Raw genomic sequence first — 22,560 nt, 5'->3', positions numbered from 1 at the left:
CGGGCCCGCGGTCAACCCGTTCGCCGCTGGGCGAGGTGCGATGGGAGCTGAGTCGGACTCAGCCGCGCACGAGTGCCTCGGTCAGCGCACGCGCGGCGTCGATGACCGACTTCGCGTGCAGGCGGCCGGGCTGGCGGGTGAGCCGGTCGACCGGTCCGGAGATCGAGACGGCTGCGACCACCCGATTGCTCGGACCGCGCACGGGAGCCGACACCGAGGCGACCCCCCGTTCGCGTTCGGCGATGGACTGGGCCCAGCCTCGGCGGCGGACCCCGGAGAGCATGGTCGCGGAGAACCGGGCACCCCGCAGGCCCGTGTGCAGACGGTCCGGCTCCTCCCAGGCCAGCAGCACCTGAGCCGCAGAACCGGCGCGCATCGACAGCGTCGCGCCGATCGGCACGGAGTCGCGCAGACCCACGGGGCGCTCGGCCGCGGCCACGCACAGGCGCAGATCGCCCTGACGGCGGAAGAGCTGAGCGGACTCACCCGTCTGATCGCGCAGCTGACCGAGCACCGGCCCGGCCGCGGCCAGCAGGCGGTCCTCGCCGGCGGCCGACGACAGCTCGGCCAGACGCGGCCCGAGGACGAAACGTCCCTGCAGGTCGCGACCGACGATGCGGTGGAATTCGAGGGCAACAGCCAGGCGGTGGGCAGTGGGGCGTGCCAGTCCGGTCAGCGTCACCAATTCGGCGAGAGAGGCGGGTCCGGCCTCAAGTGCGGAGAGAACCATTGCGGCCTTGTCGATGACCCCGACGCCGCTACCATTGCTTGTCATAGGCACCATTGTGCGCGTCTCAGTGGGCGAGATGCAAGTTCGCATTGCGATACGGGCGAGTAGATTTCGAATACGCACTCACTCCAGTGCGCACATCGCAGTTCATCGACGCGCCGTACCTCGGCCCGTCAGGTCTACATCGGGTGCAGAGATCCCTGCACCGGCGGGAGGAACCATGCCACGCACATTGGCCGAGAAGGTCTGGGCCGATCACGTCGTCTCACGAGGTGTTGACGGTGCGCCGGACCTTATCTACATCGACCTCCACCTCGTCCACGAGGTGACCAGCCCGCAGGCCTTCGACGGACTCCGACTCGCCGGGCGCCCAGTGCGCCGCCCCGACCTCACCATCGCCACCGAGGACCACAACACCCCGACGTGGGACATCGACAAGCCGATCGCCGAACCGACCTCGGCCACGCAGATCAACACCCTGCGCAAGAACGCCGAGGAATTCGGCATCCGCCTGCACAGCCTCGGCGACGCCGACCAGGGAATCGTCCACGTCGTGGGACCGCAGCTGGGTCTGACCCAGCCGGGCACCACCGTCGTCTGCGGCGACTCGCACACCTCCACCCACGGCGCCTTCGGAGCGCTCGCCTTCGGCATCGGCACCTCCGAGGTCGAACACGTGCTCGCCACGCAGACGCTCAGCCTCAAGCCCTTCAAGACGATGTCGATCACCGTCGACGGCGACCTGCCCGAAGGCTCGAGCGCCAAGGACATCATCCTCGCCATCATCGCGAAGATCGGCACCGGCGGGGGACAGGGCTACGTGCTCGAATACCGCGGCTCGGCCATCCGCCAGCTGTCGATGGAAGCCCGGATGACGATCTGCAATATGTCGATCGAAGCCGGCGCCCGCGCCGGAATGGTCGCCCCCGACGAGACGACCTTCGAATACGTCAAGGGCCGTCCCCACGCCCCCGAAGGCGAAGACTGGGACGCGGCCGTCGAGTACTGGAAGACCCTCTACACCGACGAAGGCGCGGAATTCGACGCCGAGGTGGTCCTCAAGGCCGAAGACATCGAACCCTTCGTCACCTGGGGAACGAACCCGGGCCAGGGCCTGCCGCTGTCGGCGAGCGTGCCCAGCCCCGACGACTTCACCGACGAGAACGACAAAGCCGCAGCCGCCAATGCGCTGGCCTATATGGGCCTGACCCCGGGCACGCCGCTGCGCGAGATCGACGTCGACACCGTCTTCCTCGGGTCCTGCACGAACTCCCGGATCGAAGATCTCCGGGCCGCCGCCGAGGTGGTCCGCGGCCGCAAGAAGGCCGACAACGTCCGCTTCATGGTCGTTCCCGGCTCCGCGAAGGTCCGACTCCAGGCCGAAGAAGAGGGCCTCGACGTCATCTTCAAGGACTTCGGCGGCGAATGGCGCTTCGCCGGCTGCTCGATGTGCTTAGGGATGAACCCGGACCAGCTGGCCGAAGGCGAACGCTGCGCCTCGACCTCGAACCGCAACTTCGAAGGCCGCCAGGGCAAGGGCGGGCGCACCCACCTCGTCTCACCGCTCGTGGCCGCGGCCACCGCGGTGCGCGGCACGCTCTCCTCACCGGGCGACGTCGCCGACCTGCCGCGGGATGCCGAACCCGTGGAATGGGCCGACAACCGCCTGTCCCTCAACCTGACACCCGTCTCGGCGAACGACTGACAAAGGAGGACGAGCCATGGAAGCTTTCACCACCCACACCGGCATCGGCGTTCCTCTGCGCCGATCCAATATCGACACCGACCAGATCATTCCCGCGAAGTTCCTCAAGCGGGTCACCCGCACCGGCTTCGAGGACGCCCTGTTCTACCGGTGGCGGTCAGGCGACGATTTCGTCCTCAACGACCCCGATTTCGCATCCGGCTCCGTCCTCGTCGCCGGCCCCGACTTCGGCACCGGCTCCTCCCGCGAGCACGCCGTCTGGGCGCTCAAGGACTACGGCTTCCGCGTCGTCCTGTCCTCCCGCTTCGGCGATATCTTCCGCGGCAACTCCGGCAAAGAGGGCCTGCTGGCCGCCCAGCTCGAACAGGCCGATATCGAACTGATCTGGAAGATCCTCGAGAACCATCCCGGCACCTCGATCACCGTCGACCTGAACGAGAAGACCGTGACGTGCGACACCGTCACCGTGTCCTTCCAGATCGACGACTACACGCGCTGGCGCCTGCTCGAAGGCCACGACGACATCAGCCTCACCCTGGCCAAGGAAGACGAGATCGTCGCCTACGAATCCTCCCGCTTCGCCTTCAAGCCGACGACCCTGCCCGCCAAGGTCTGACCCTCACCTAAGCCGGCCCACCCGTACCGTTTCCACCCCGCCGAGGATGCCCACCGTCACACGTCCGGACGTGACGGTGGGCATCCTCGGCGAATCGGTGGGATACCGTCGGCTGGGTTAGTCTAGGACGGTGCCCGCGGCAATCGTGGGGCACCGTCTCCGGGTGGCATCCCGCCCGGATCCGATCATCGGAATCAGGGAGGAACATGCTCGAAGTACGTGGGGGAAATCCGCTGGACGGCACCGTCCGAGTCCGCGGCGCCAAGAACCTGGTGCCCAAGGCGATGGTGGCCTCTCTGCTCGGTGAGACCCCGTCCGTGCTGCGCGGCGTGCCCAACATCCGCGATGTCGAGATCGTCACCGGACTCCTTGAACTCCACGGAGTCCGCGTCACCTCCGGCCCCGACGGGGACCAGCCCGACGGCGAACTCCACCTCGACCCGGCCGATGTGGCTCAGGGCTCCATCGTCGACATCGACGCCCACGCCGGATCCTCTCGCATCCCGATCCTCTTCTGCGGACCTCTCCTGCACAGCCTCGGTCAGGCGTTCATCCCCGACCTCGGCGGCTGCCATATCGGCGACCGCCCCATCAACTTCCACCTCGATGTGCTCCGCAAGTTCGGAGCCGAGGTCGACAAGACCCCCGGCGGCATCATGCTCAAGGCGCACAGCCGCCTGCAGGGCACCAAGGTCGAACTGCCCTACCCCTCCGTCGGTGCCACGGAACAGGTGCTGCTGACCGCGGTCCGCGCCGAAGGCGTGACCGAGCTGCGGGGCGCGGCCATCGAACCGGAGATCATGGATCTCATCGCGCTGCTGCAGAAGATGGGCGCGATCATCACCGTCGACACCGACCGCGTTGTGCGCATCGAAGGCGTCGACACCCTCCGCGGGTTCATCCACCGCGCCCTGCCCGACCGCAACGAGACCGCGTCCTGGGCCTCGGCGGCACTGGCCACCGGCGGAGACATCTTCGTCGAAGGCGCCAGCCAGCCGGAGCTCATCACGTTCCTCAACGTCTTCCGCAAGATCGGCGGAGAATTCGATGTGCAGGAGAACGGCATCCGCTTCCGCCACCCCGGCGGCAAACTCCGATCCTTTGCGCTGGAAACCGACGTCCACCCCGGCTTCATGACCGACTGGCAGCAGCCGTTGGTCGTCGCGATGACTCAGGCCGAAGGTCTGTCGATCATCCACGAGACCGTGTATGAGAACCGCTTCGGCTTCACCGACGCCCTGCGCGATATGGGTGCGCAGATCCAGCTCTACCGCGAATGTCTCGGCGGCACTCCCTGCCGCTTCGGACGACGGAACTACCAACACTCGGCCGTGATCTCCGGACCCACCGACCTCAAGGGCACCCGCATCGACGTTCCCGATCTGCGCGGCGGCTTCAGCCACCTCATCGCCGCATTGGCTGCCCAGGGTGCGAGCGAAGTCCACGGCATCGAACTCATCAACCGCGGCTACGAGAACTTCCTCGACAAACTCACCGGACTCGGTGCCGAGGTCTCCGCATGAGCGCCGACATCGAACCGGACGCGAACGACCACGATCTCGTCTCCTTCGATCCCGCCTCGGTGCGGTCCCAGAACCGGGCCGGCACCGTCGCCGCCACAGCGGCCTTCGGGCTCATGCGCACGGCCACGAAGATGAGCGTGCGGGGAGTCGAGCACCTGCCGCCGGCCGGCACGGGCATCATCGCCGCCGCCTACCATGCCAACCATCTCGACCCGATCCTCGTGGGGCTGGCGCTGAAGCGCAACGGTCGGATGCCGCACTTCCTCGCGAAGTCGACGCTGTTCACCGGGGTGCTCGGCAAGATCCTCAAGACCATCGGGCAGATCCCGGTGCTGCGCGCCTCGGCCTCGGCCGGGGACTCCCTCGAATATGCGAAGGACGCCCTGGCGAACGGCCAGACCGTCGTCATCTACCCCGAGGGCACGCTGACGAAGGACCCGGAGCTGTGGCCCCAGCACTTCAAGACCGGCACTGCCCGGCTGGCGCTGGAGACCGGAGCCCCGATCATCCCCGTCGCCCACTGGGGACTGGACACGGTCTACCCGCGTGGGCAGAAGAAGGTCCGCTTCCGCCCCTTCAGCCATGACTCCGTCGTGGCCTTCGGCCCCGCCATCGACTATTCGGATCTGTGGGATCACCGGGCTGAGAAGAAGACGATGGGAGACCTCTCCCAGCGTGTGAAGAACACCGTGGCGGCGATGGTGGCCGAACTGTCCGAACGCGAACTGCCGCAGCGTTTCACAGCTAAGGAGACTGGCGAATGAGCGTCGACAAGATCACCGTCCTCGGAGCCGGATCGTGGGGAACCACCTACGCCGCGGTCATCGCCGACGCCGGATTCCCCGTCACCCTGTGGGCCCGCCGTCCCGAGGTCGCCGAAGAGATCAACTCCACGCACACCAACGAGCGCTACCTGGGCGAGCGACTCCTGCCCGAGGGGCTGAGTGCGACCGCTGACGATATCGCCGCGGTCACCGACGCCGAGGTCATCGTCCTCGCCGTGCCCGCCCAGACCCTGCGGGAGAACCTCACCCGGTGGAAGCCGCATCTGCGTGAGGGTGTGAAGCTCGTGAGCCTGATGAAGGGCATCGAGGTCGACACCGGCAAACGCATGTCCGAGGTCATCGCCGAGGTCGCCGAGGTCGACGAATCCCAGATCGCCGTCGTCTCCGGACCCAATCTGGCGCGGGAGATCGCCGACCGGCAGCCCACCGCCACCGTCGTCGCGTCCTCCGACATCACCACCGCCGAGGTGGTCGCGGAGATCAGCGCGAACGCGTACTTCCGCCCGTATACGAACACCGACGTCGTCGGCGTCGAGATCGGCGGTGCGATCAAGAACATCATCGCCCTGTCCGTGGGCATCGCCGACGGACAGAAGCTCGGCGACAACTCGAAGGCGTCGATCATCACCCGCGGGCTCGCCGAAACCTCTCGCCTGGCTGCGGCCATGGGCGCCGAGGCGCACACCCTGTCCGGACTCGCCGGACTCGGCGACCTCGTGGCCACCTGCGCCTCGCCCCTGTCGCGCAATCGCACCTTCGGACGCCACCTCGGTGAGGGGATGAGCCTCGACGATGTCATCGCCCACACCTCGCAGACGGCCGAAGGCGTGAAATCCGCTCCTGCCGTCCTCGCCCTGGGGCGACGCAACGGCGTCGACCTGCCCATCACCGAGGCGGTCTGTGCGGTGCTCAGCGGAAAACTGCAGGTTGACGAACTCGCCGGATTGCTGTTGTCTCGGAAGCGTAAGCACGAAGGACCACCTGCCTGAGCCACACCGAGTCTCAGGCACCCGCTGGAAAACTAGGAGCACAAATGAGCGCCAACTCACCGTTCTTCAACCTTCCCGAACTTCCCACCTTCACGCTGACGAGCACCGACATCGAAGACGGTGGGGTGCTCACCGGCCCCCAGCTCTCCGGCGCCATGGGCGTGCCCGGCGGTGAGGACGTCTCGCCGCAGCTGTCCTGGTCCGGGTTCCCCGAAGAGACCAAGGCCTTCGCCGTGACCTGCTACGACCCCGACGCTCCCACCGGCTCGGGCTTCTGGCACTGGGTCGTCACGGACCTCGACGCCTCGGTGACGAGCCTGGAGGCCAACGCCGGTGACCCGGCCGCCGACCTCCTGCCCAGCGGTGCCGTGACCCTGCGCAACGACGCCGGCGAACCCCGCTTCGTCGGTGCCGCCCCGCCGGAGGGCCACGGACCGCACCGCTATTTCTTCATCGTCACCGCTCTGGCCGAACCGCTGGGCATCGACGAATCCGCAACACCTGCCTTCGCCGGCTTCAACATGTTCTTCAAGGGCATCGGCCGGGCGTGGCTGGAATGCACGTACGAGGCCAAGTGAGCTAAAGTCTTTCAGTCCGCGCACACCTGACCCGCTGTGCGCACCCGTGTCCGGTCCGAGTGCACGGGAGTACCACTTCAGCAAGGAAACTCATGGCAGACAACGATCACCGGCCCCTTGTCGCAGTCCTCTTCGGAGGCCGTTCGAGCGAGCACTCCGTCAGCTGCGTCACCGCGGCCGGGGTGATCGGTGCCATCGACGCCGATGCCTTCGATGTTCTGCCGATCGGCATCACGAAGACCGGTGTGTGGCGGGTCGTCGACGACTGGGCGAGCATGCGCTTCGACCCGCAAGCCATGCCCGAGGTCACGGACAACGGCACCGAGGTGATTCCTCCGGTCTCCGCCGACGGGTCACCGCTGCTGCAGCGCGATGCCGAGGGCAATTACACCGAACTCGGTGCCGTCGACGTATTCTTCCCACTCCTGCACGGCCGCTTCGGCGAGGACGGAACCCTGCAGGGACTGTTCGAACTCAGCGACACCGCGTTCGTCGGCTCCGGAGTGTTCTCCTCCGCCGCGAGCATGGACAAGCACTATACGAAGTCACTCATGGCCCACGCCGGAGTCCCCACCTGCCCGTGGGAGCTCGTGACCGAGACGATGTGGGCCGCAGACCGCGCGGAGGCGGAGAGACGAGTGGCCGCGCTCGGCCTGCCCGTATTCGTCAAACCCGCCCGTGCCGGATCGTCCATGGGAGTCAGCCGGGTCGCCGAGGCGGCCGACCTCGAAGCCGCCCTGCTCGGTGCCTTCGAACACGACTCCAAGGTCATCGTCGAACCCGAGGTCAGCGGTCGTGAGGTCGAATGCGCCGTGCTCGGTTCCGTCTATGACACGGAGCTGCGAGTGTCCTCTCCCGGAGAGATCCGGGTGAGCGGCGACCACTCCTTCTACGATTTCGACGCCAAGTACCTCGACCTCGCCGCCGCAGAGGTCACCTGTCCGGCCGATCTCGACGAGACGGTGACCGCCCGGGTTCAGGAGTTGGCCGCCTCGGTGTTCCGTCTCTTCGACTGCACCGGTCTGGCCCGCGTCGACACCTTCGTCACGGACACCGGCGAGGTCGTCATCAACGAACTCAACACCCTTCCCGGGTTCACTCCCACCTCGGCGTACCCGTTCATGTGGGCGCAGTCGGGACTCGAATACTCCGAACTCATCGGCGAACTCATCTCGATCGCCCTGATCGACCACGCTCGCGCGAAGTAGAAGCGGATGCCGCGGAGCAACCGCCTCCGTGGAGCAATCGCGTCTTCGGTGGGCGCTCTAGCCGGCGATGTCCTCGGCTCCGACGCACTCGTTCTCCGGAGGGAACTTCGACAGGGTCGGTGAGATCGCGGCGAGCACGTCATTGCCTGACTCGGCCTTGCGGTTGACGAGCACCTCGACGGCGGGGGTTCGCCCGTAGCTGGTGAACCTCCACGTCGAATCGTCGTCCTCGACCGGCTTCGAGATCCAATCGACTCCGGACACGCTCACGCACTGATCTGTCGTCGGCCCGGGGGGAGTGACTCCGCAGCGCAGCACCGCGACGTTGGGATCTCCCCACGCCTTCGTGCCCTGCGAGGAGGTCGTGCGTGCCTTCTCACCCGAGATCTCATCGGGCAGGGTGAGCAGGATGTCGGCACACTTCGGATTCGCAGCATCCTTGGCCGGTTCGACGATGACGGTGCGCGAACACCCGGTCACCGCCAGACCGGTGAGCACCGTGGCCAATGCGACGAAGGTGAGAGAACGACGACGGTGCGCGGGCCGGGCGTTGCGGCGCGTCGAAGCAGGGCGAGATCTCATAGGACTACCGTATCGCCCGATAACCTGGAGCCATGACCCGACTGTCCGAACTTGGCGAATCACACATCATCTCCCGCGTGCTGGGCCGTAACCCCAGCAGCACGCACGTGATCGTCGGACCCGGAGACGATGCGGCCGTGACCGCACCTGAGGGTCGACTCGTCTCGACCGCGGACATGCTCGTGGAAAACGAGGACTTCACTCGCGAGTGGTTGGACTGGAAGAAGCTCGGAGTCAAGGCAGCGGCCCAGAACCTGGCCGACGTCTGTGCCATGGGAGCGATCCCGCACGGACTGCTCGTTTCCGTCGCCGTTCCGGATGACACGGACATCGCCTGCCTCGAAGCCCTGTACTCCGGGCTCTTCGACGAAGCGGAACGAGCAGGGACGGCTTTGGACTGCACGGTGCCGATCATCGGCGGGGACCTGTCGTCCTCGGGTCTCATCGTCATCGCCATCACCGCACTCGGGACCGTGGGCGAGGAGTCCGCAATTCTGCGCTCCGGCGCCCAGCCAGGGGATTCGCTCTACCTGGCCGGAACGGTCGGTCGATCCGCCGCCGGGCTCGACCTGCTCTTCGCCGGAGCGCGACCTGACACCGCCGGACCGGAACTCCGCTCGCTCATCGACACCCAGCTGGCGCCACAGCCTGACTACGGTGCGCTGGCCACGCTCGGGGCCTCTGCGATGATCGACGTCTCCGACGGGCTCAGCCTCGACCTCGCCCGGGTGGCGACCGCCTCGGGGGCGGGAATCGACCTTGACCGTTCCCTGCTGAGCGACCTCGTCGACCCGCTGCTGCCCGCAGCCGAATTCGTGCTCGAAACACGGGCGACTGGAGGGTCAGGCGACGGGGTCGGAATAACGGAGGTGGCCACGACGGCAGAGGATCTGGCGCTGTCCTGGGTGCTCGACGGGGGAGAGGATCACGGCTTCGCCGCGTCTGCGCCGCCGTCCGCCGTGCCTGGAGTAGGCTGGCGGAGAATCGGTGAGATCCGCACCGGACACGATGTCAGCCTCGACGGCACACCCGTGCCGGCGAGCGGTTTCAGCCATTTCGGGAAGTGACATGAGCAACGCCATCAGCCTCAACGGTCGTCTGGCCGCGCGCTGGGCCCGCCGTGCGGTCGACCGGCTGCGCAAGGAACGCACCGAGATCGACGAGCTCAACGTCTTCCCCGTCCCCGACGGCGACACCGGCACGAATATGTACCACACCCTGCGCGCCGCCTACCTCGCCGTCGAAGAGCTCACCGGCCCCGTCACCCTCCCACAGGTCGTCGCGGCACTGGCCGCCGGAGCCGGACGTGGTGCGCGCGGCAACTCCGGACTCATCCTCGCTGTCGCTCTGCAGGGAGTCGCCGATGCTCTGGCCGGAGTCACCGTGGCCACCGCCGACGCCATGGCCACCGCCCTGGAGACCGCGTCCGACCGAGCGCGGGCCGCCGTCGCCCGACCCGTCGACGGCACCATGCTCACTGTGCTCGACGCCATGGCCACCGAGGCCCGTGAGCAAGCCGACGACGGAGCCTCCCTGATCGACGTCATCGCGGCAGTGCGCGAACGCTCCCGGTCGGCGCTGCGGGAGACCACCGGACAGCTCACCGTGCTGCGCGAAGCCGAGGTCGTCGACGCCGGATCGACGGGAATCGTCGAACTCTTCGACCTCCTCTACGCCACCGTCACCGGCCGCACCCCGCAGGATTCGATGCTCGCCGAGGTGGCCCGCGCCCCGAAGATCATCCACGAAGCCACCGCCGACGAACTCGAGATCGTCGCCATCCTCACCGACACCCCCGCGGACTCGCTCGCCGAGGATCTCGACCGCCTCGGCGGGACCTCGATCGTCATCAACGCGGCCAAGGTCCACGTCCACGTCGCCGACGAAACGACCGCCGCGACCGTCATCGACCGCCTCGGCGAATACGGGATCGCCCGGCTCGACATGGAAGACCTGCGGATGCACGAGGAGGAGGGCGAGACGAAGCTCATCGCCCTGGTCAAGGGCACGGGACTGCTCATGCACACCGCGCTCAACGGGGCCACGGCGCTGACTCCGGAGGTGGGCGACCTGTTCGAGACGATGTCCGAACTCATCGCCGCCGAGGACCGGGAGGTCATCGTCATCCCCAGCTCCACCTCGGCGCTGAAGTCCCTGGCAGGGCTGGGTGCGCACGTCGTGCGCTCCCGCAACGTCGGCACCCTGCTCTCGGCCCTGGCCGTCTACGATCCGTTCGCTCCGGCGGGGGAGATCTTCGCCGATATGACCGAAGCGGCCGCGGGCACGAGGGTGGGCACGATCTACTCGGCCGATCAGCTCGCCACCGACCCTCCGACGGGGATGCTGCCGGTGATCCGCGAGGACGAAGGATCGACTTCGGATGGCGTTCCGGGCGTTGCCACGGCTCTCGGTCCGGGTGGGGGCACGGCAGTGGCGGCTCATCCGGCACAGTTCTACCGGGTCTTCATCGAAGGCCGCGCGAAGACCCAGAGCACGGAGCTGCGGACCTTGGTGGAGAAGCTCGCTGATCGGCTGCTCGGGGCCGGGGGAGAGTTGCTCACCGTCGTCCACGGACCCGACTGCGCACCGGAGGTGCTCGACCACCTGCGTGACTGGATCCAGAAGTCACACGAGACCGTCCACTTCCAGGACATCGATGCCAGAGACTCCGGAGTGCTCGTGATCATGGGGGTCGAATGACGACCCGGCTCGAAGACAACTTCCGGCCGGGCGATCGGAAGAACCTGGCCAAACGTGGGGTGCATTCGGTCACCGACCTGCTCCGCTTCTTCCCGCGGCGCTACCTCGTCCCCGGGGAGCGCACGGAACTCGGGGATCTGCCCCTGGGGGAAACCGCGATCATCCAGGCCGAAGTCATCCGGGTGGAGACGCGGCGGATGAAACAGCGGAAAGGCACGATCACCGAGGTCATCGTCCATGACGGGAAGCAGTCGATGAAGATCGCGTTCTTCAACCAGTACTGGTTGGAGAAGTCGCTGAAGCCGGGACTGACCGTCGTCTTCGGCGGCAAGGTGGAATCGTTCCGTGGGCAGCTGACGCTAGCGTCTCCGGTGTGGCTCAACCGCACCGAGGATGACCATGAGTGGACTCCCGAGGACCTCAACTCGCCGTTCCCCATCTACCCGGCTGTGAAGAAGATCGCACAGTCCCGGCTGTGGAGTTCGATCAAGACCCTGCTCACCGTCGCTGGGCCCGAGGAGTTCGAGGATCCGCTGCCGAAGGGGCTGCGGGACGCTCATGAGCTGCCGGACCTGCGCACAGCTCTCGAAGACATGCATCGACCGCGGAAGATCGAGGACGTCGAACGGGCCCGGCTGAGGTGGAAATGGGAAGAGGCGCTCGCCCTGCAGACCGAATTCGCCGCCCGCAAAGCGAAACTGGCCGACGAGAAGGCGACGCCGCTGCTCACGCAGGGGACGAAGAGCCGCCGGTTCGACGAAGACCTGCCCTTCACCCTCACCGCCTCTCAGGTCAGGGTCGGCGAGGAGATCGCTGAGGACATGGCCGCGGACCGGCCGATGCACCGGCTCCTGCACGGTGACGTCGGTTCCGGTAAGACCCTCGTGGCACTGCGGGCCATGCTCACTGCGGTCGACTCCGGTGCCCAGGCCGCCATGCTCGCCCCCACCGAGGTGCTCGCCACTCAGCATTTCCACTCGATCCAGACATTCCTCGACGAGCAGATGGCGCTGTCGCCGCTGCTGGCTGACGACGACCAGGTGACGGTGGCGCTGATGACCGGGTCGATGCCGGCGAAGGACCGTCGCGAACTCGCCCTCGACCTCGTCGCCGGGAACATCGACATCGTCGTCGGCACGCATGCGCTGCTGTCGGAGTCGACGATGTTCTCAGATCTCGGTCTCATCGTCGTCGACGAACAGCACCGCTTCGGTGTCGAACAGCGGGAAGCGCTGCGTGCGAAGGGCGGGGACACCACCCCGCATACTCTCGTGATGTCGGCGACGCCGATCCCGCGCACCGTGGCGATGACAGTCTTCGCCGACCTCGATATCTCGACGCTCGACGAGATGCCGGCGGGGCCGAAGGACGTCGCCACCCATGTGGTGCCGATCGTCGACCAACCTGCCTGGTACGTCCGGGTTCGGGAGCTCATGCGGCAGACCGTCGAGGCTGAGAAGGGGGTCTTCGTCGTCTTCCCGCGAATCGAACCGACGGATATCGAAGATCCGGAGTCCGGGGACGTAGTCGGACAGAAGCAGGGCATCGAAGACATCACACGGAAGCTGTCTGAGACCCCGGAACTGGCTGGTCTGAAGTTCGGTCTGCTGCATGGGCGGATGTCGACGGCGGAGAAGGACCGGGTGCTCGCGGACTTCGTCAAAGGCGACATCGAGATCCTCGTCTCGACGACGGTCATCGAGGTCGGCGTCGACGTAGCGAGGGCGACGATGATGGTCATCATCGAAGCCGAGAACTTCGGTGTCGCACAGCTGCACCAGCTGCGCGGACGCGTCGGACGTGACGGCAGCTCGGCCCTGTGCTTCCTGCTCACCGAGATGAGTGCTGAGGATGAGAGCTATGGACGGCTGCAGGCCGTGGCCGAGACGCTTGACGGCTTCGCTCTGGCCGAATACGATCTCGACGCCCGAGGCGAAGGCGATGTGCTCAGCGGCTCCCAATGGGGTGGGTCGTCGCTGCGGCATCTGTCGATCCTCCGCGACTCCGAGATGGTCGCCGAAGCGAAGACGATCGCTGAGCAGATCGTCGCGGTCGACCCGACACTGGAAGCGGTGCCCGCGCTCAAGGCCTTCATCAGGCGCGTCCTGCCCGAGGACGACGCCCACTTCATCGAGGCAGGCTGAGGGAGCAGATATGAGAATCATCGCCGGCGCACATAAGGGCGCCAGACTGTCGTCACCGTCGGGGGCGAACACCCGACCGACGTCCGACCGCGTCAAGGAGTCCCTGTTCTCCATGCTCGACGGCTACGGGGTGCTGCCTGCAGCGAACGTCCTCGACCTCTTCGCCGGTTCCGGTGGACTCGGATTCGAGGCGATGTCGCGGGGCGCAGCACAAGTCGACTTCGTCGATTCATCCCTGGCTGCGACTCGCGCTCTGGAATCCAATGCGGACAAGCTCGGTCTCGACCATTCGGCCGAGGTCCACACCGGGGACGTGCTCCACTTTCTCGCCGGACTGCCCGGACCGGAGAATCCGGAGTCACGTGTCTTCGACCTCGTGTTCATGGATCCGCCATACCCGTTGGGAGAGGACGCTGTCACGCAGATCCTCAGACGGCTGAGCACACACCTGGACATGGAGTCCATCGTCGTCGTCGAACGTGCCGCGCGTTCGCCGGAGCCGACGATGCCCGACGGGCTGGAGGTATTTCGGGCGAAGACCTTCGGCGAGACCGCGATCCACTTCGTCCAGCTCGTCGCAGAGCCGGACGAAGTGAGCGCCGCAGAGGATTAGAGCACGCTGGAGAGGAATTTGCGCGTGCGCTCGTGCTGCGGATTGTTGAAGATCTGATCCGGCGGACCCTCTTCGAGCACCTGACCGCCGTCGAACATCATCACGCGGTGAGAGACGTCGCGGGCGAACTGCATCTCGTGTGTGACCAGCAGCATCGTGATGTCCGTGGTCTCGGCGATATCGCGCAGCACTCCGAGCACGTCCCCGACGAGCTCGGGGTCAAGCGCCGAGGTGACCTCGTCGAGGAGGAGGATCTCCGGGTTCATTGCCAGTGCTCGGGCGATCGCCACGCGCTGCTGCTGACCGCCGGAGAGACGAGTCGGGTGAGCGTCGGCCTTGTCGGCCAGTCCCACCCGTTCGAGCAGCTCCTTGGCTTCCTTGGTGGCTTCGACCTTGGACTTGCCGAGCACATGGACGGGGGCTTCGATGATGTTCTCGAGCACGGTCATGTTCGGGAACAGGTTGAACTGCTGGAAGACCATGCCGATGCGCGTGGTCATCTCACGCGTGCGCTTCTTCGGCAGTTCCACGCGTTTGCCGCCGCGGTCCTCGTGCGTCAGCGGCTGACCGTCGACGAAGATATATCCGCCGGTGAGCTCCTCGAGCGTCATCACCAGGCGCAGGATCGTTGTCTTGCCCGAACCGCTGGGCCCGATGAGGGTGACGCGTTCGCCGGGAGCCACCGTGAAGTTGAGGTCCTTGAGCACGGTGGTCGGCCCGAAGCTCTTTTCCACATCCCTGAACTCGATCGCCGGTGTGCCTGCGCCGGGAGTGGAGGAATTGGCTGGGGTGTTCTCAGTACTTGGCAAGGCGTCGATCCAATCTCTGAATGAGCAGTGAGGTCGGGTAGCTGGCGGCGAGGAAGATGATTCCGGCCAGGGTGAAGGCTTCCGTGTAGGCGAAGGTCGAACCGCCGAATTCCTTCGCAGCAGTGACGAGTTCGACGACGGAGATCGCGAACAGGAACGGAGTGTCCTTGAACATCGCGACAGCGTAGTTGCCCAGCGACGGGATGGTTGCCCGCAGCGCCTGCGGCAGCACGATCGCGGTGAACGTGCGCACCGGCGGCAGCGACAGCGCGGTGGCAGCCTCGAACTGTCCCGGCGGCACGGCATCGATTCCGGCGCGGTAGCTTTCGGACATGTACGTCGAATAGTGGATGCCGATGACGATGAAGCCGATCACCAGAGCGGGCACATCGACGAGTCCCGGAATATCCGCGAACGCGTAGTAGACGAACAGCAGCTGGACGACCAGCGGGGTGTTGCGGATGAACGCTACGATGAGCCGGATGAGCCAGTTGATCCACCGTGGGAGGCCGCGGATGGCGACGGCGAGGATGAGTCCGAGAACGACGGCGATGGCGGTGCCCACGACCGTGGCGATGAGAGTGTTGACGAAACCGCGCAGCAGGATCGGCAGTGCCTCGGCGGCGAATTCCCAATTCCACATCAGAGGTCACCTCCCTGCCCGGGGAACGGACCTTTGGTGTGGTTGGTGCCTTCACCGGCGGCAACGTGTGACTTGAGACGGTCTTTGCGCACGGCGTCGGCACGGGCTGCACGCCTGGCCGCACGGCGATCGGTGCGAGAGTTCGGGCGACGGCGGCCGAGAGCTTTCGTCGCTCTGCGTTCGAGGAAGTTCATGAACTCCTGGAGCAGCCATGCAAGTGCGAAGTAGATGAGGAGGCTGATCGAATAGGCGAACATCGTGTCACCGGTCGACTGACGCAGCTGTTCGGTTTTGTCTGTGAGGTCGGAGAGCGTGATGAAGGAGACGACCGCCGTGCCTTTGAGCAGCTGGATGAGCAGCGTCGCCAGGGACGGGATCATCAGTGCCCAGGCCTGTGGGAAGATCACGCGGATCATCCGACGGGTGGGGGAGAGGCTGAGCGCGATGGCGGCTTCCCACTGACCGGGTGCCACGGTCTTGATCGAGGACCGGACCACCTCGGCGGAATAGGCTCCGTAGTTGAGCGCCAGAGCGGCGACACCGCAGGACATGGGGTCGAAATCGACGCCGAGGAGCGGGAGCACGTAGAACAGCCAGAACAGCTGCACGAGCAGAGAGGTGCCGCGGAAGAATTCGACGACGATGCGAGCCGGAATGCGCAGCCAGGCGCTCGGCGAGGTCATCGTCAGTCCGAGGATGAGTGCGATGATGACGGCGCCGATGCTGCCGGCGACCGTGAGGATGATGGTTGTCTGAACTCCCTCCCACAGCTGTGGGAGGAAGTTCAGCAACGTTGTGACATTGTCATTCATGGTGCGTGACTACAGCGCCGACTCAGGAGTCAGCGGTGGGAAGTTCGCCCTTGCACAGCTGATCGGTGGTGATCGAACCGTCGGGGCGCTCTTCCTTCGTGAAGCCGTAGTCGCCGACGACGTCGAGGTACGACTTCTCATCGGAGACGATCTTCTCGAGGCCCTTGTTCCATTCGTCGCGCAGTTCCTTGTCATCTGTGCGGAAGACCGTGGCGCCGGCTCCCACCTGTGGGACTCCGTCGATCTCCTGGACGAAGGAATCGCTGACCTCGACCCCGGAATCCTCGGTGTTCTTCTCCATCCAGTTGAGCGAGATTGCGGTGAGCGCGAAGACGTCGGCGCGACCGGTGGTCACAGCGTCCATGCCGTCCTGCGGGGTGCCGACCTGCTGGGTCTTGATGCCGAGGTCCTTGGCGTAGTCGGACTCGATGGCGCCGGTCATGGTGGCGAGCTTGACGCCCTTCTCCTTGACGTCCTCGAGGTTCTTCATCCCGTCGAGCTTGCCCTCCTTGGTCATCAGGGCAGTGGTGTACATGAACTCGGGATCACCGAAGGCGGCCTGTTCGCAGCGGTCGGGCAGGATCGACATGCCGGCCGAGATCGCATCGAAGCGATCGGCGTTGAGGCCGGGGATGAGCGAGCCGAATTCGGTGTTGACGCCTTCGACGTCGTCGACGCCGAGCTCCTTGAACACGGCCTTGGCCAGTGCCACCGATGCTCCCTGGAGTTCACCGCCCTCTTCGAAGCTGTACGGGGCTTCACCGGCGAAGCCGACCGTGATCTTTCCGTCGTCGACGGCCTTCTGCAGGGTGGATTTGTCGGAGTCGCTTCCGCCGCAGGCACCGAGGGTCAGCGTCAGCGCGAGGATCGATGTCGCGGCGGCCAGTCCTTTGAGTTTCATGTGCTGTTCCTTCCTTGAACGTCGACACATCATCGTGACGTGCGTCTCTGAAACAGTATTCAATACTCATGTTGTCCGAATGTCACACTGTCTGACAACGTTATATGATCGTGACCGTGACGAATCCTCCTGCTTCCGAGCTGCCGGTGCTGCGCAAAGTGGTCCGGTCCTCGACGATCGACCTCATTGCGGACCAGCTGCGCAATGCCATCTACTCCGGTTCGCTCGAGCCAGGGCAGTCGATCAACGAGGTGCGCACGGCTGAGCTGCTCGAGGTTTCGCGGCCGTCTCTGCGGGAGGCCCTGCAGCGCCTCATCAGCGAAGGCGTGATGACGCATGCTCCCGGACGAGGTGTGCATGTGAGACGCATGCGCACGGCCGATATCGACGACGTCTATGCCGTGCGCGAGGCGGTCGAATCGCAGGCGGTCAGGCTCGTCATCAGGCAGGGTCGGTCCACGTCACGGATCGGCACGGCGCTGCGAGAGCTCGAGCACGCCATCGAGGACAACGTCGCGCGCACGATCGGCGACGCCGACCTCAACTTCCACCATTCGATCGTCGCGTGCTCCGGATCGGCGCGGCTGACCGACCTCATGAAGGTCTCGATGGTCCACACCCGGCTGCTGTCGCTGTCGGACAAGCGCGGCTATGAGGTCCGATGCGATGTCCTGGACAGTCACAGGAACCTCGCCGAGGCGGTCGCCGCCGGTGACGAACCCCGCTCCCTTGCCATCGTCGCCCGGATCATGGCCGAGGCGGCCTCCCGCCTGCACGGACCGGTTGATGATTTCGACGGGCAGGTGGTCAAAGGCACCGACGCTGAGACTTCCGCCGACGACCAGTGGCTGCGACTGCGGGAACAGACGCACTGACGGTCGCGACCTTACGTGTCCGTCACACGGATCTGCCCGCCTCTGATCGGGGCAGACGATACGATGAGGGCATGAAGGTCGTCTGCCCCGGTTCCTATGACCCGATCACCATGGGTCATCTCGATATCATCGCCCGCAGCTCTCGGATGTTCGAAGAGGTCGTCGTGGCAGTGGTCCACAATCCTTCGAAATCCGGTCGCTTCGACCCGGAGATCCGTGCCGACCTCATCCGCCGGTCCCTGGCCGAAGATGTACGCGCCCGGGAAGCGCAGAACATCACGATCGACCTCGTCTCCGGGGGCCTCCTCGTCGACTACTGCACGAGAATCGGCGCCCCCGCCGTCGTCAAGGGCCTGCGGTCGGGCACCGACTTCGCCTACGAACTGCCGATGGCGCTGATGAACAAGCACCTGTCCGAACTCGAAACGATCTTCGTCCCCGGTGACCCGAAGTTCGAACACGTCTCCTCCTCACTTATCAAGGAAGTCCACGGAGGCGGCGGGAACATCGAAGGCCTCGTCCCCACCTCGGTGCTGGAGGCATTGGGCGGCCGCGGACCCGCGGCCGCGAACGACGACAGCGTCGTCTGAGGGATGAGCGCAGCCGCCGATCCTGCCAATAGGGCCTGGTTCCCGGGCCTCGTCATCCACACCGTCATCGCGCACGCGACGTACAACGGCGTCCGCGTCCTCATCTCCTACCGCACTCTGGAGCTCGGCGGATCAGGAGTCGTCCTCGGTCTCATGACCGCGGTGTACTCACTCGTCCCACTGCTCACCGCGCTCTTCGTCGGCCGCCTCGTCGACCGCGGGTACGCCACGGCGGTGCTGTGGGTCGGCACCGCTCTGTCGATCCTGCCCGTCGCGCTCGCGGCCACCGCTCCCAACCTCGGCGTGCTCCTCATCGCCACGATGAGCCTGGGCTTCGGCCAGCTGCTCACCACGGTCGCCTCCCAGGCGCTCATCCCGCAGAGCTTCCCCGCTTCGAAGCTCACCGCGAAGTTCGGCCACCTCACCCTCGGGGTCTCGATCGGACAGACCATCGGCCTGCCCCTGGCCGGCATTGTCGCCGACGCCACCACAGGTGATACCGCGATCACGAACGCGCTGTGGTTCATGACCGCACTGTCAGCGCTGACCCTCATCGCCGCCGTCATCGTCATGCTCCGCGGCCGGACCCCTCACGTCTCCCGCGCCGAGGCGGCCGAAGGCGCCATCGCCCCGTTGGCTCTGCTGTCGGTGAGGGGGATGAAGCCCGCGATCTTCGCCTCCATGGCCACGCTCGCCGCCGTGGATCTGATGACCGCCTATCTGCCGCTCATCGGTCAGCAGAACGGACTGTCGGTGACGACGGTGACGTGGCTGCTCGCGGCACGGACCTTCGCCTCGGTGATCTCCCGGCTCTTCATCGGTTTCCTCACGCGGAAATGGCGGAATCTCTCCCTGCTGTGGACCGCCTCGGCGGCGGCTGGGCTCTGTGTGGTCCTCATTCCCGTGCTCAGCCAACCGTGGACGCTGGCGATCCTGCTCACGATCGCGGGCTTCTGCTTCGGTCTCACCCAGCCGCTGACGATGACCTGGGTGTCGACGCTCTCGGATCCGGCGAACCGGGCCGCGGTGCTGTCGATCCGCTTGGCGGGCAACCGGCTCAGCCAGGTCGCGATCCCATCGGCCGCCTCGGCGCTCACGGTCATCGCCGGTTCCGGGATCGTGTTCACGATCTCCGGCGCACTGCTCCTCCTGGCCGGCGGCGTCACCTGGCGCAACCAGCACGAGAAATGGTGAGCAGGAACACCTGCGCGGCGGGACGGACCCGATTGGTAATGGCCGCTGACAATGATTAGAATGGTGAGTCGCGTGTGAACGCAGGAGCGACATCCTCAAACGCACCAGGAGGACAGGGCATGAAGAACAGATCTGAATTCGTCTATGATCTCAGATCCATGGGATTGCTCGGTCATCCGGGTGAGTGGGAACGGGTGAACACCACCTTGTCGGCTCCAGCGGATCTCAAGATCGAAGTGATCGGGGTTGCGGAAGGTTCACCACTGACGCTCGAGCTGATGTTCGAGAGTGTGTCGGAGGGGATCTACGTGTCGGGCACAGTCTCGGCGACGGCCCGCGGCGAAGACGCAAGGACGCTCGAACCCATCGAGCTGCCTATAGATGTGGACATCCAGGAGATGTACGTCTATGAGCAGGCCGAAGGGGACGAGGACTCCTACGTCATCGACCGGGATCAGCTCGACCTCGAGCCCGCGATCAGAGACGCCGTCGTGATGGCTCTGCCGTTCAATCCCTCACGGGATGAGAGCGAGGAGTTCAGCTACACCCTGGGGGAGGACCTCGAGGTGGACGAGGACGAATCCGAATCGCCGTTCGCATCATTGAAGAATCTGTTGGAAGAGAAGAAAGAGAGCTAGACGTGGCTGTTCCGAAGCGTAAATTGTCGCGCAGCAACACCCGCCACCGTCGTTCGCAGTGGAAGGCCAAGGCTCCGAACCTGGTCAAGACTGTGGAGAACGGTCGCGTTGTGTACTCGCGCCCCCACCAGGCCAAGGTCGTCGAAGACGCAGCCGGCACCCCGCTGTACCTCGAGTACAAGGGCCGCAAGGTCGCTGACGTCTGAGACTGTGGACACTGACACCACAGCAGCACTGAAGAAGAGTCTCGGGATCGATATTGATCCCGAGACTTTTCGTCTCGCGCTCACGCACCGCTCCTTCGCCTTCGAGGCCGGTGGCATCCCCACCAACGAGCGCCTCGAGTTCCTCGGCGACTCCGTTCTGGGCCTCGTCGCCACCGAGTCGCTGTTCTACGACAACCCGGATCTGCCCGAAGGCCAGCTGGCCAAGATGCGTTCGGCCGTCGTCAACACGCGTGCCCTCGCGTCGATCGCCCGCCGACACGGCATCGGCGAGCACATTCTGCTGGGCAAGGGTGAGGAGCTGACCGGAGGCCGGAACAAAGACTCGATCCTCGCCGACACGGTCGAGGCCCTCATCGGCGCGACCTTCGTCTCCCGCGGACGCGAAGAGGCCTTTGCCTTCGTCCACCGCCTCATCGACGGAATGCTCGACGACGCGGTCAACCTCGGGGCCGGGATGGACTTCAAGACCACCCTGCAGGAGGCCGCTGCCGACCTCGACCTCGGCGCAGTGAGCTACGAGATCACCTCGGCGGGTCCCGACCATGCGATGGTCTTCACCGCCACCGCAATGCTCGGGGCGAACAACTGGGGCGCCGGCGACGGATCCTCGAAGAAGGCCGCCGAAGCCGCGGCCGCCGAGGTAGCCGTCAAAGCCATCCGCACCATCTACCCGGACTACCGGCGCTGAGCCTCACCGTGGTCTCTTTGTGCGCTCACGGGCGCATGCCTGATCGAATCGAGGGTCACTGATGCCTGAGCTTCCCGAGGTCGAAAGCGTCCGTCGCGGCGTCGACGAATGGACGGCCGGGACCACGATCACCGGCGCCGAGGTGGCCGACCCCCGAATCTTGGGCACGACGTCCCAGCGGCGCATCGATCCGTCCGCGGTCTCCGGGTTCGTTTCGGCCGTAACCGGGGCGCACATCCTGAGGGCCGAACGGCGCGGGAAGTTCATGTGGCTGAGCCTGGGAGAGGGGACTGATCTCTCCACTGCGGACTCGGTCGCTTCATCTGTGCCGAGGCCCGAACTCGGCATCCTCGTGCATCTGGGCATGAGCGGACAGCTGCGCATCCACTCGCACGGCGAGGAGATCCACCGCCACACACGGGCGATTCTGCACCTCTCGGACGATGGAGGACAGCCACGAGAACTGCGCTTCGTCGACCAACGGATCTTCGGCCATATCGGCGTCCAACCTCTCGTCCACGGGTACGGACGGCTCGTCCCCGCCTCGGCGATTCACATCGCCCCGGATCCGCTCGAGCCCGCATTCGATCCGGAACGGGTCGTTTCGGACCTTGCGAGGAAGCGCACGGCGGTCAAGGCAGCGTTGCTCGACCAGACGTTGGTCAGCGGAATCGGGAACATCTATGCAGATGAGGCCCTGTTTCGGGCGGGAGTCCACCCTTTGGCGACACCCGCGCGGACACGGAAGAGCCGCCTCGTCGCGGTCCTCGAATCCGCGACGAAGGTGATGAGCGATGCCCTGGCCGTGGGCGGGACGAGCTTCGACGCTCTCTACGTCAACGTCAACGGCGAATCCGGATACTTCGATCGTGCCCTGCTCGTCTACGGGCGCGGGGGACAGGAATGTGTGCGCTGCGGGACCGAGATCGTCAAGATCACCGTCGGCGGACGCGGAACCCACTACTGTCCCGTGTGCCAGAAGCCCCCGCGGTATAGGTAGGCGGTGACGA

Annotated in this window: 24 protein-coding genes; 18 read left to right on the top strand and 6 right to left on the bottom strand. The window is 65.7% G+C overall.

Annotation, left to right across the window (positions count from 1 at the left end):
• Nucleotides 1-58 precede the first annotated feature (58 nt).
• On the bottom strand, nt 59-775 hold the full coding sequence (locus ACVZTU_RS12255; protein ID WP_025777351.1) for an IclR family transcriptional regulator: 717 nt from the start codon (nt 773-775) through the stop codon (nt 59-61).
• A 175-nt stretch (nt 776-950) separates the two neighbouring features.
• Here ACVZTU_RS12255 and leuC point away from each other — a divergent pair, with 175 nt between their 5' ends.
• The 7 genes from leuC to ACVZTU_RS12220 all read left to right on the top strand — a co-directional run bounded on the left by leuC (nt 951) and on the right by ACVZTU_RS12220 (nt 8,134).
• On the top strand, nt 951-2,435 hold the full coding sequence (gene leuC, locus ACVZTU_RS12250) for a 3-isopropylmalate dehydratase large subunit (protein WP_139468837.1): 1,485 nt from the start codon (nt 951-953) through the stop codon (nt 2,433-2,435).
• Nucleotides 2,436-2,451: 16 nt separating this feature from the next.
• The gene (gene leuD / locus ACVZTU_RS12245) at nt 2,452-3,051 is read left to right on the top strand and encodes a 3-isopropylmalate dehydratase small subunit (RefSeq protein ID WP_139468836.1); all 600 of its coding nucleotides are present in this window, start codon (nt 2,452-2,454) and stop codon (nt 3,049-3,051) included.
• A gap of 206 nt (nt 3,052-3,257) precedes the next feature.
• Complete coding sequence (gene murA / locus ACVZTU_RS12240) at nt 3,258-4,574, top strand: UDP-N-acetylglucosamine 1-carboxyvinyltransferase (RefSeq protein ID WP_139468835.1); 1,317 nt, start codon at nt 3,258-3,260, stop codon at nt 4,572-4,574.
• Nucleotides 4,571-5,338 (top strand): lysophospholipid acyltransferase family protein, encoded by a 768-nt coding sequence (locus tag ACVZTU_RS12235; RefSeq protein WP_139468834.1) that lies wholly within the window; start codon nt 4,571-4,573, stop codon nt 5,336-5,338. Before murA ends, ACVZTU_RS12235 begins: the two co-directional genes overlap by 4 nt.
• Nucleotides 5,335-6,348, top strand: coding sequence for an NAD(P)H-dependent glycerol-3-phosphate dehydrogenase (locus ACVZTU_RS12230; protein WP_482400491.1), 1,014 nt, complete (start codon nt 5,335-5,337; stop codon nt 6,346-6,348). Before ACVZTU_RS12235 ends, ACVZTU_RS12230 begins: the two co-directional genes overlap by 4 nt.
• Nucleotides 6,349-6,392: 44 nt before the next feature.
• A complete protein-coding gene (locus ACVZTU_RS12225) occupies nt 6,393-6,926 on the top strand; it encodes a YbhB/YbcL family Raf kinase inhibitor-like protein (protein ID WP_181271671.1) in 534 nt (177 codons plus the stop codon).
• A gap of 92 nt (nt 6,927-7,018) precedes the next feature.
• On the top strand, nt 7,019-8,134 hold the full coding sequence (locus ACVZTU_RS12220) for a D-alanine--D-alanine ligase family protein (RefSeq protein ID WP_482400490.1): 1,116 nt from the start codon (nt 7,019-7,021) through the stop codon (nt 8,132-8,134).
• Between the two features lie 57 nt (nt 8,135-8,191).
• Here ACVZTU_RS12220 and ACVZTU_RS12215 read toward each other — a convergent pair whose 3' ends face one another.
• Nucleotides 8,192-8,716 (bottom strand): DUF3515 domain-containing protein, encoded by a 525-nt coding sequence (locus tag ACVZTU_RS12215; protein WP_139468830.1) that lies wholly within the window; start codon nt 8,714-8,716, stop codon nt 8,192-8,194.
• 32 nt (nt 8,717-8,748) lie between these two features.
• Here ACVZTU_RS12215 and thiL point away from each other — a divergent pair, with 32 nt between their 5' ends.
• Genes thiL through rsmD form a run of 4 tightly spaced genes read left to right on the top strand, consistent with a single transcriptional unit; the run spans nt 8,749 to nt 14,173 of the window.
• Nucleotides 8,749-9,783, top strand: coding sequence for a thiamine-phosphate kinase (gene thiL / locus ACVZTU_RS12210; protein ID WP_482400489.1), 1,035 nt, complete (start codon nt 8,749-8,751; stop codon nt 9,781-9,783).
• 1 nt (nt 9,784) lies between these two features.
• Nucleotides 9,785-11,416: a DAK2 domain-containing protein gene (locus tag ACVZTU_RS12205; RefSeq protein ID WP_482400488.1), complete on the top strand. Its 1,632-nt coding sequence runs from the start codon at nt 9,785-9,787 to the stop codon at nt 11,414-11,416.
• Nucleotides 11,413-13,560 carry an ATP-dependent DNA helicase RecG gene (locus ACVZTU_RS12200; RefSeq protein WP_482400487.1) on the top strand — a complete coding sequence of 716 codons (2,148 nt, stop codon included), beginning with the start codon at nt 11,413-11,415 and terminating at the stop codon, nt 13,558-13,560. The genes ACVZTU_RS12205 and ACVZTU_RS12200 overlap by 4 nt, the downstream gene beginning before the upstream one ends.
• 10 nt (nt 13,561-13,570) lie before the next feature.
• Nucleotides 13,571-14,173, top strand: coding sequence for a 16S rRNA (guanine(966)-N(2))-methyltransferase RsmD (gene rsmD / locus ACVZTU_RS12195; RefSeq protein WP_139468826.1), 603 nt, complete (start codon nt 13,571-13,573; stop codon nt 14,171-14,173).
• On the opposite strand, the gene ehuA is transcribed toward rsmD, so the two are convergent.
• Genes ehuA through ehuB form a run of 4 tightly spaced genes read right to left on the bottom strand, consistent with a single transcriptional unit; the run spans nt 14,170 to nt 17,338 of the window.
• Complete coding sequence (ehuA, locus tag ACVZTU_RS12190; RefSeq protein WP_139468825.1) at nt 14,170-14,982, bottom strand: ectoine/hydroxyectoine ABC transporter ATP-binding protein EhuA; 813 nt, start codon at nt 14,980-14,982, stop codon at nt 14,170-14,172. The two genes, rsmD and ehuA, sit on opposite strands and share 4 nt — an antisense overlap.
• Nucleotides 14,969-15,625, bottom strand: coding sequence for an ectoine/hydroxyectoine ABC transporter permease subunit EhuD (ehuD, locus tag ACVZTU_RS12185; RefSeq protein ID WP_139908457.1), 657 nt, complete (start codon nt 15,623-15,625; stop codon nt 14,969-14,971). Before ehuD ends, ehuA begins: the two co-directional genes overlap by 14 nt.
• Nucleotides 15,625-16,437, bottom strand: a complete 813-nt coding sequence (ehuC, locus tag ACVZTU_RS12180) for an ectoine/hydroxyectoine ABC transporter permease subunit EhuC (protein WP_482400486.1) — start codon at nt 16,435-16,437, stop codon at nt 15,625-15,627. The genes ehuD and ehuC overlap by 1 nt, the downstream gene beginning before the upstream one ends.
• Nucleotides 16,438-16,459: 22 nt before the next feature.
• Complete coding sequence (ehuB, locus tag ACVZTU_RS12175) at nt 16,460-17,338, bottom strand: ectoine/hydroxyectoine ABC transporter substrate-binding protein EhuB (protein ID WP_139468822.1); 879 nt, start codon at nt 17,336-17,338, stop codon at nt 16,460-16,462.
• Between the two features lie 116 nt (nt 17,339-17,454).
• On the opposite strand from ehuB, the gene ACVZTU_RS12170 reads away from it, so the two are divergent.
• The 7 genes from ACVZTU_RS12170 (at nt 17,455) to mutM (ending at nt 22,550) form a co-directional block, all read left to right on the top strand.
• On the top strand, nt 17,455-18,213 hold the full coding sequence (locus ACVZTU_RS12170) for a GntR family transcriptional regulator (protein WP_139468821.1): 759 nt from the start codon (nt 17,455-17,457) through the stop codon (nt 18,211-18,213).
• 71 nt (nt 18,214-18,284) lie between these two features.
• Complete coding sequence (gene coaD / locus ACVZTU_RS12165) at nt 18,285-18,803, top strand: pantetheine-phosphate adenylyltransferase (protein WP_139468820.1); 519 nt, start codon at nt 18,285-18,287, stop codon at nt 18,801-18,803.
• Between the two features lie 3 nt (nt 18,804-18,806).
• On the top strand, nt 18,807-19,997 hold the full coding sequence (locus tag ACVZTU_RS12160) for an MFS transporter (protein WP_139468819.1): 1,191 nt from the start codon (nt 18,807-18,809) through the stop codon (nt 19,995-19,997).
• Nucleotides 19,998-20,071: 74 nt separating this feature from the next.
• Nucleotides 20,072-20,635, top strand: a complete 564-nt coding sequence (locus ACVZTU_RS12155) for a YceD family protein (protein WP_227492764.1) — start codon at nt 20,072-20,074, stop codon at nt 20,633-20,635.
• Between the two features lie 2 nt (nt 20,636-20,637).
• Nucleotides 20,638-20,841 (top strand): 50S ribosomal protein L32, encoded by a 204-nt coding sequence (gene rpmF, locus ACVZTU_RS12150; RefSeq protein ID WP_025777330.1) that lies wholly within the window; start codon nt 20,638-20,640, stop codon nt 20,839-20,841.
• Nucleotides 20,842-20,845: 4 nt separating this feature from the next.
• On the top strand, nt 20,846-21,550 hold the full coding sequence (gene rnc, locus ACVZTU_RS12145) for a ribonuclease III (RefSeq protein WP_025777329.1): 705 nt from the start codon (nt 20,846-20,848) through the stop codon (nt 21,548-21,550).
• Nucleotides 21,551-21,611: 61 nt separating this feature from the next.
• Nucleotides 21,612-22,550: a bifunctional DNA-formamidopyrimidine glycosylase/DNA-(apurinic or apyrimidinic site) lyase gene (gene mutM / locus ACVZTU_RS12140; protein WP_139468818.1), complete on the top strand. Its 939-nt coding sequence runs from the start codon at nt 21,612-21,614 to the stop codon at nt 22,548-22,550.
• Nucleotides 22,551-22,560 lie beyond the last annotated feature (10 nt).

The organism is Brevibacterium sp. OS20 (assembly GCF_056837565.1).
The sequence above is the reverse complement of the archived record's forward strand: the minus strand, read 5'-3'. Positions and strand labels throughout refer to the sequence as shown.

Bases quoted from the DNA above. Each gene is read 5' to 3' on its own strand.
- leuC (WP_139468837.1), top strand. From the start codon at position 951: ATGCCACGCACATTGGCCGAGAAGGTCTGGGCCGATCACGTCGTCTCA.
- ehuC (WP_482400486.1), bottom strand. From the start codon at position 16,437: ATGAATGACAATGTCACAACGTTGCTGAACTTCCTCCCACAGCTGTGG.
- ehuB (WP_139468822.1), bottom strand. From the start codon at position 17,338: ATGAAACTCAAAGGACTGGCCGCCGCGACATCGATCCTCGCGCTGACG.
- rsmD (WP_139468826.1), top strand. From the start codon at position 13,571: ATGAGAATCATCGCCGGCGCACATAAGGGCGCCAGACTGTCGTCACCG.
- coaD (WP_139468820.1), top strand. From the start codon at position 18,285: ATGAAGGTCGTCTGCCCCGGTTCCTATGACCCGATCACCATGGGTCAT.
- ACVZTU_RS12220 (WP_482400490.1), top strand. From the start codon at position 7,019: ATGGCAGACAACGATCACCGGCCCCTTGTCGCAGTCCTCTTCGGAGGC.
- ACVZTU_RS12200 (WP_482400487.1), top strand. From the start codon at position 11,413: ATGACGACCCGGCTCGAAGACAACTTCCGGCCGGGCGATCGGAAGAAC.
- ACVZTU_RS12215 (WP_139468830.1), bottom strand. From the start codon at position 8,716: ATGAGATCTCGCCCTGCTTCGACGCGCCGCAACGCCCGGCCCGCGCAC.
- ACVZTU_RS12205 (WP_482400488.1), top strand. From the start codon at position 9,785: ATGAGCAACGCCATCAGCCTCAACGGTCGTCTGGCCGCGCGCTGGGCC.
- murA (WP_139468835.1), top strand. From the start codon at position 3,258: ATGCTCGAAGTACGTGGGGGAAATCCGCTGGACGGCACCGTCCGAGTC.
- ACVZTU_RS12235 (WP_139468834.1), top strand. From the start codon at position 4,571: ATGAGCGCCGACATCGAACCGGACGCGAACGACCACGATCTCGTCTCC.
- ACVZTU_RS12230 (WP_482400491.1), top strand. From the start codon at position 5,335: ATGAGCGTCGACAAGATCACCGTCCTCGGAGCCGGATCGTGGGGAACC.
- ACVZTU_RS12225 (WP_181271671.1), top strand. From the start codon at position 6,393: ATGAGCGCCAACTCACCGTTCTTCAACCTTCCCGAACTTCCCACCTTC.
- thiL (WP_482400489.1), top strand. From the start codon at position 8,749: ATGACCCGACTGTCCGAACTTGGCGAATCACACATCATCTCCCGCGTG.
- leuD (WP_139468836.1), top strand. From the start codon at position 2,452: ATGGAAGCTTTCACCACCCACACCGGCATCGGCGTTCCTCTGCGCCGA.
- mutM (WP_139468818.1), top strand. From the start codon at position 21,612: ATGCCTGAGCTTCCCGAGGTCGAAAGCGTCCGTCGCGGCGTCGACGAA.
- ACVZTU_RS12255 (WP_025777351.1), bottom strand. From the start codon at position 775: ATGACAAGCAATGGTAGCGGCGTCGGGGTCATCGACAAGGCCGCAATG.
- ehuD (WP_139908457.1), bottom strand. From the start codon at position 15,625: ATGTGGAATTGGGAATTCGCCGCCGAGGCACTGCCGATCCTGCTGCGC.
- ACVZTU_RS12160 (WP_139468819.1), top strand. From the start codon at position 18,807: ATGAGCGCAGCCGCCGATCCTGCCAATAGGGCCTGGTTCCCGGGCCTC.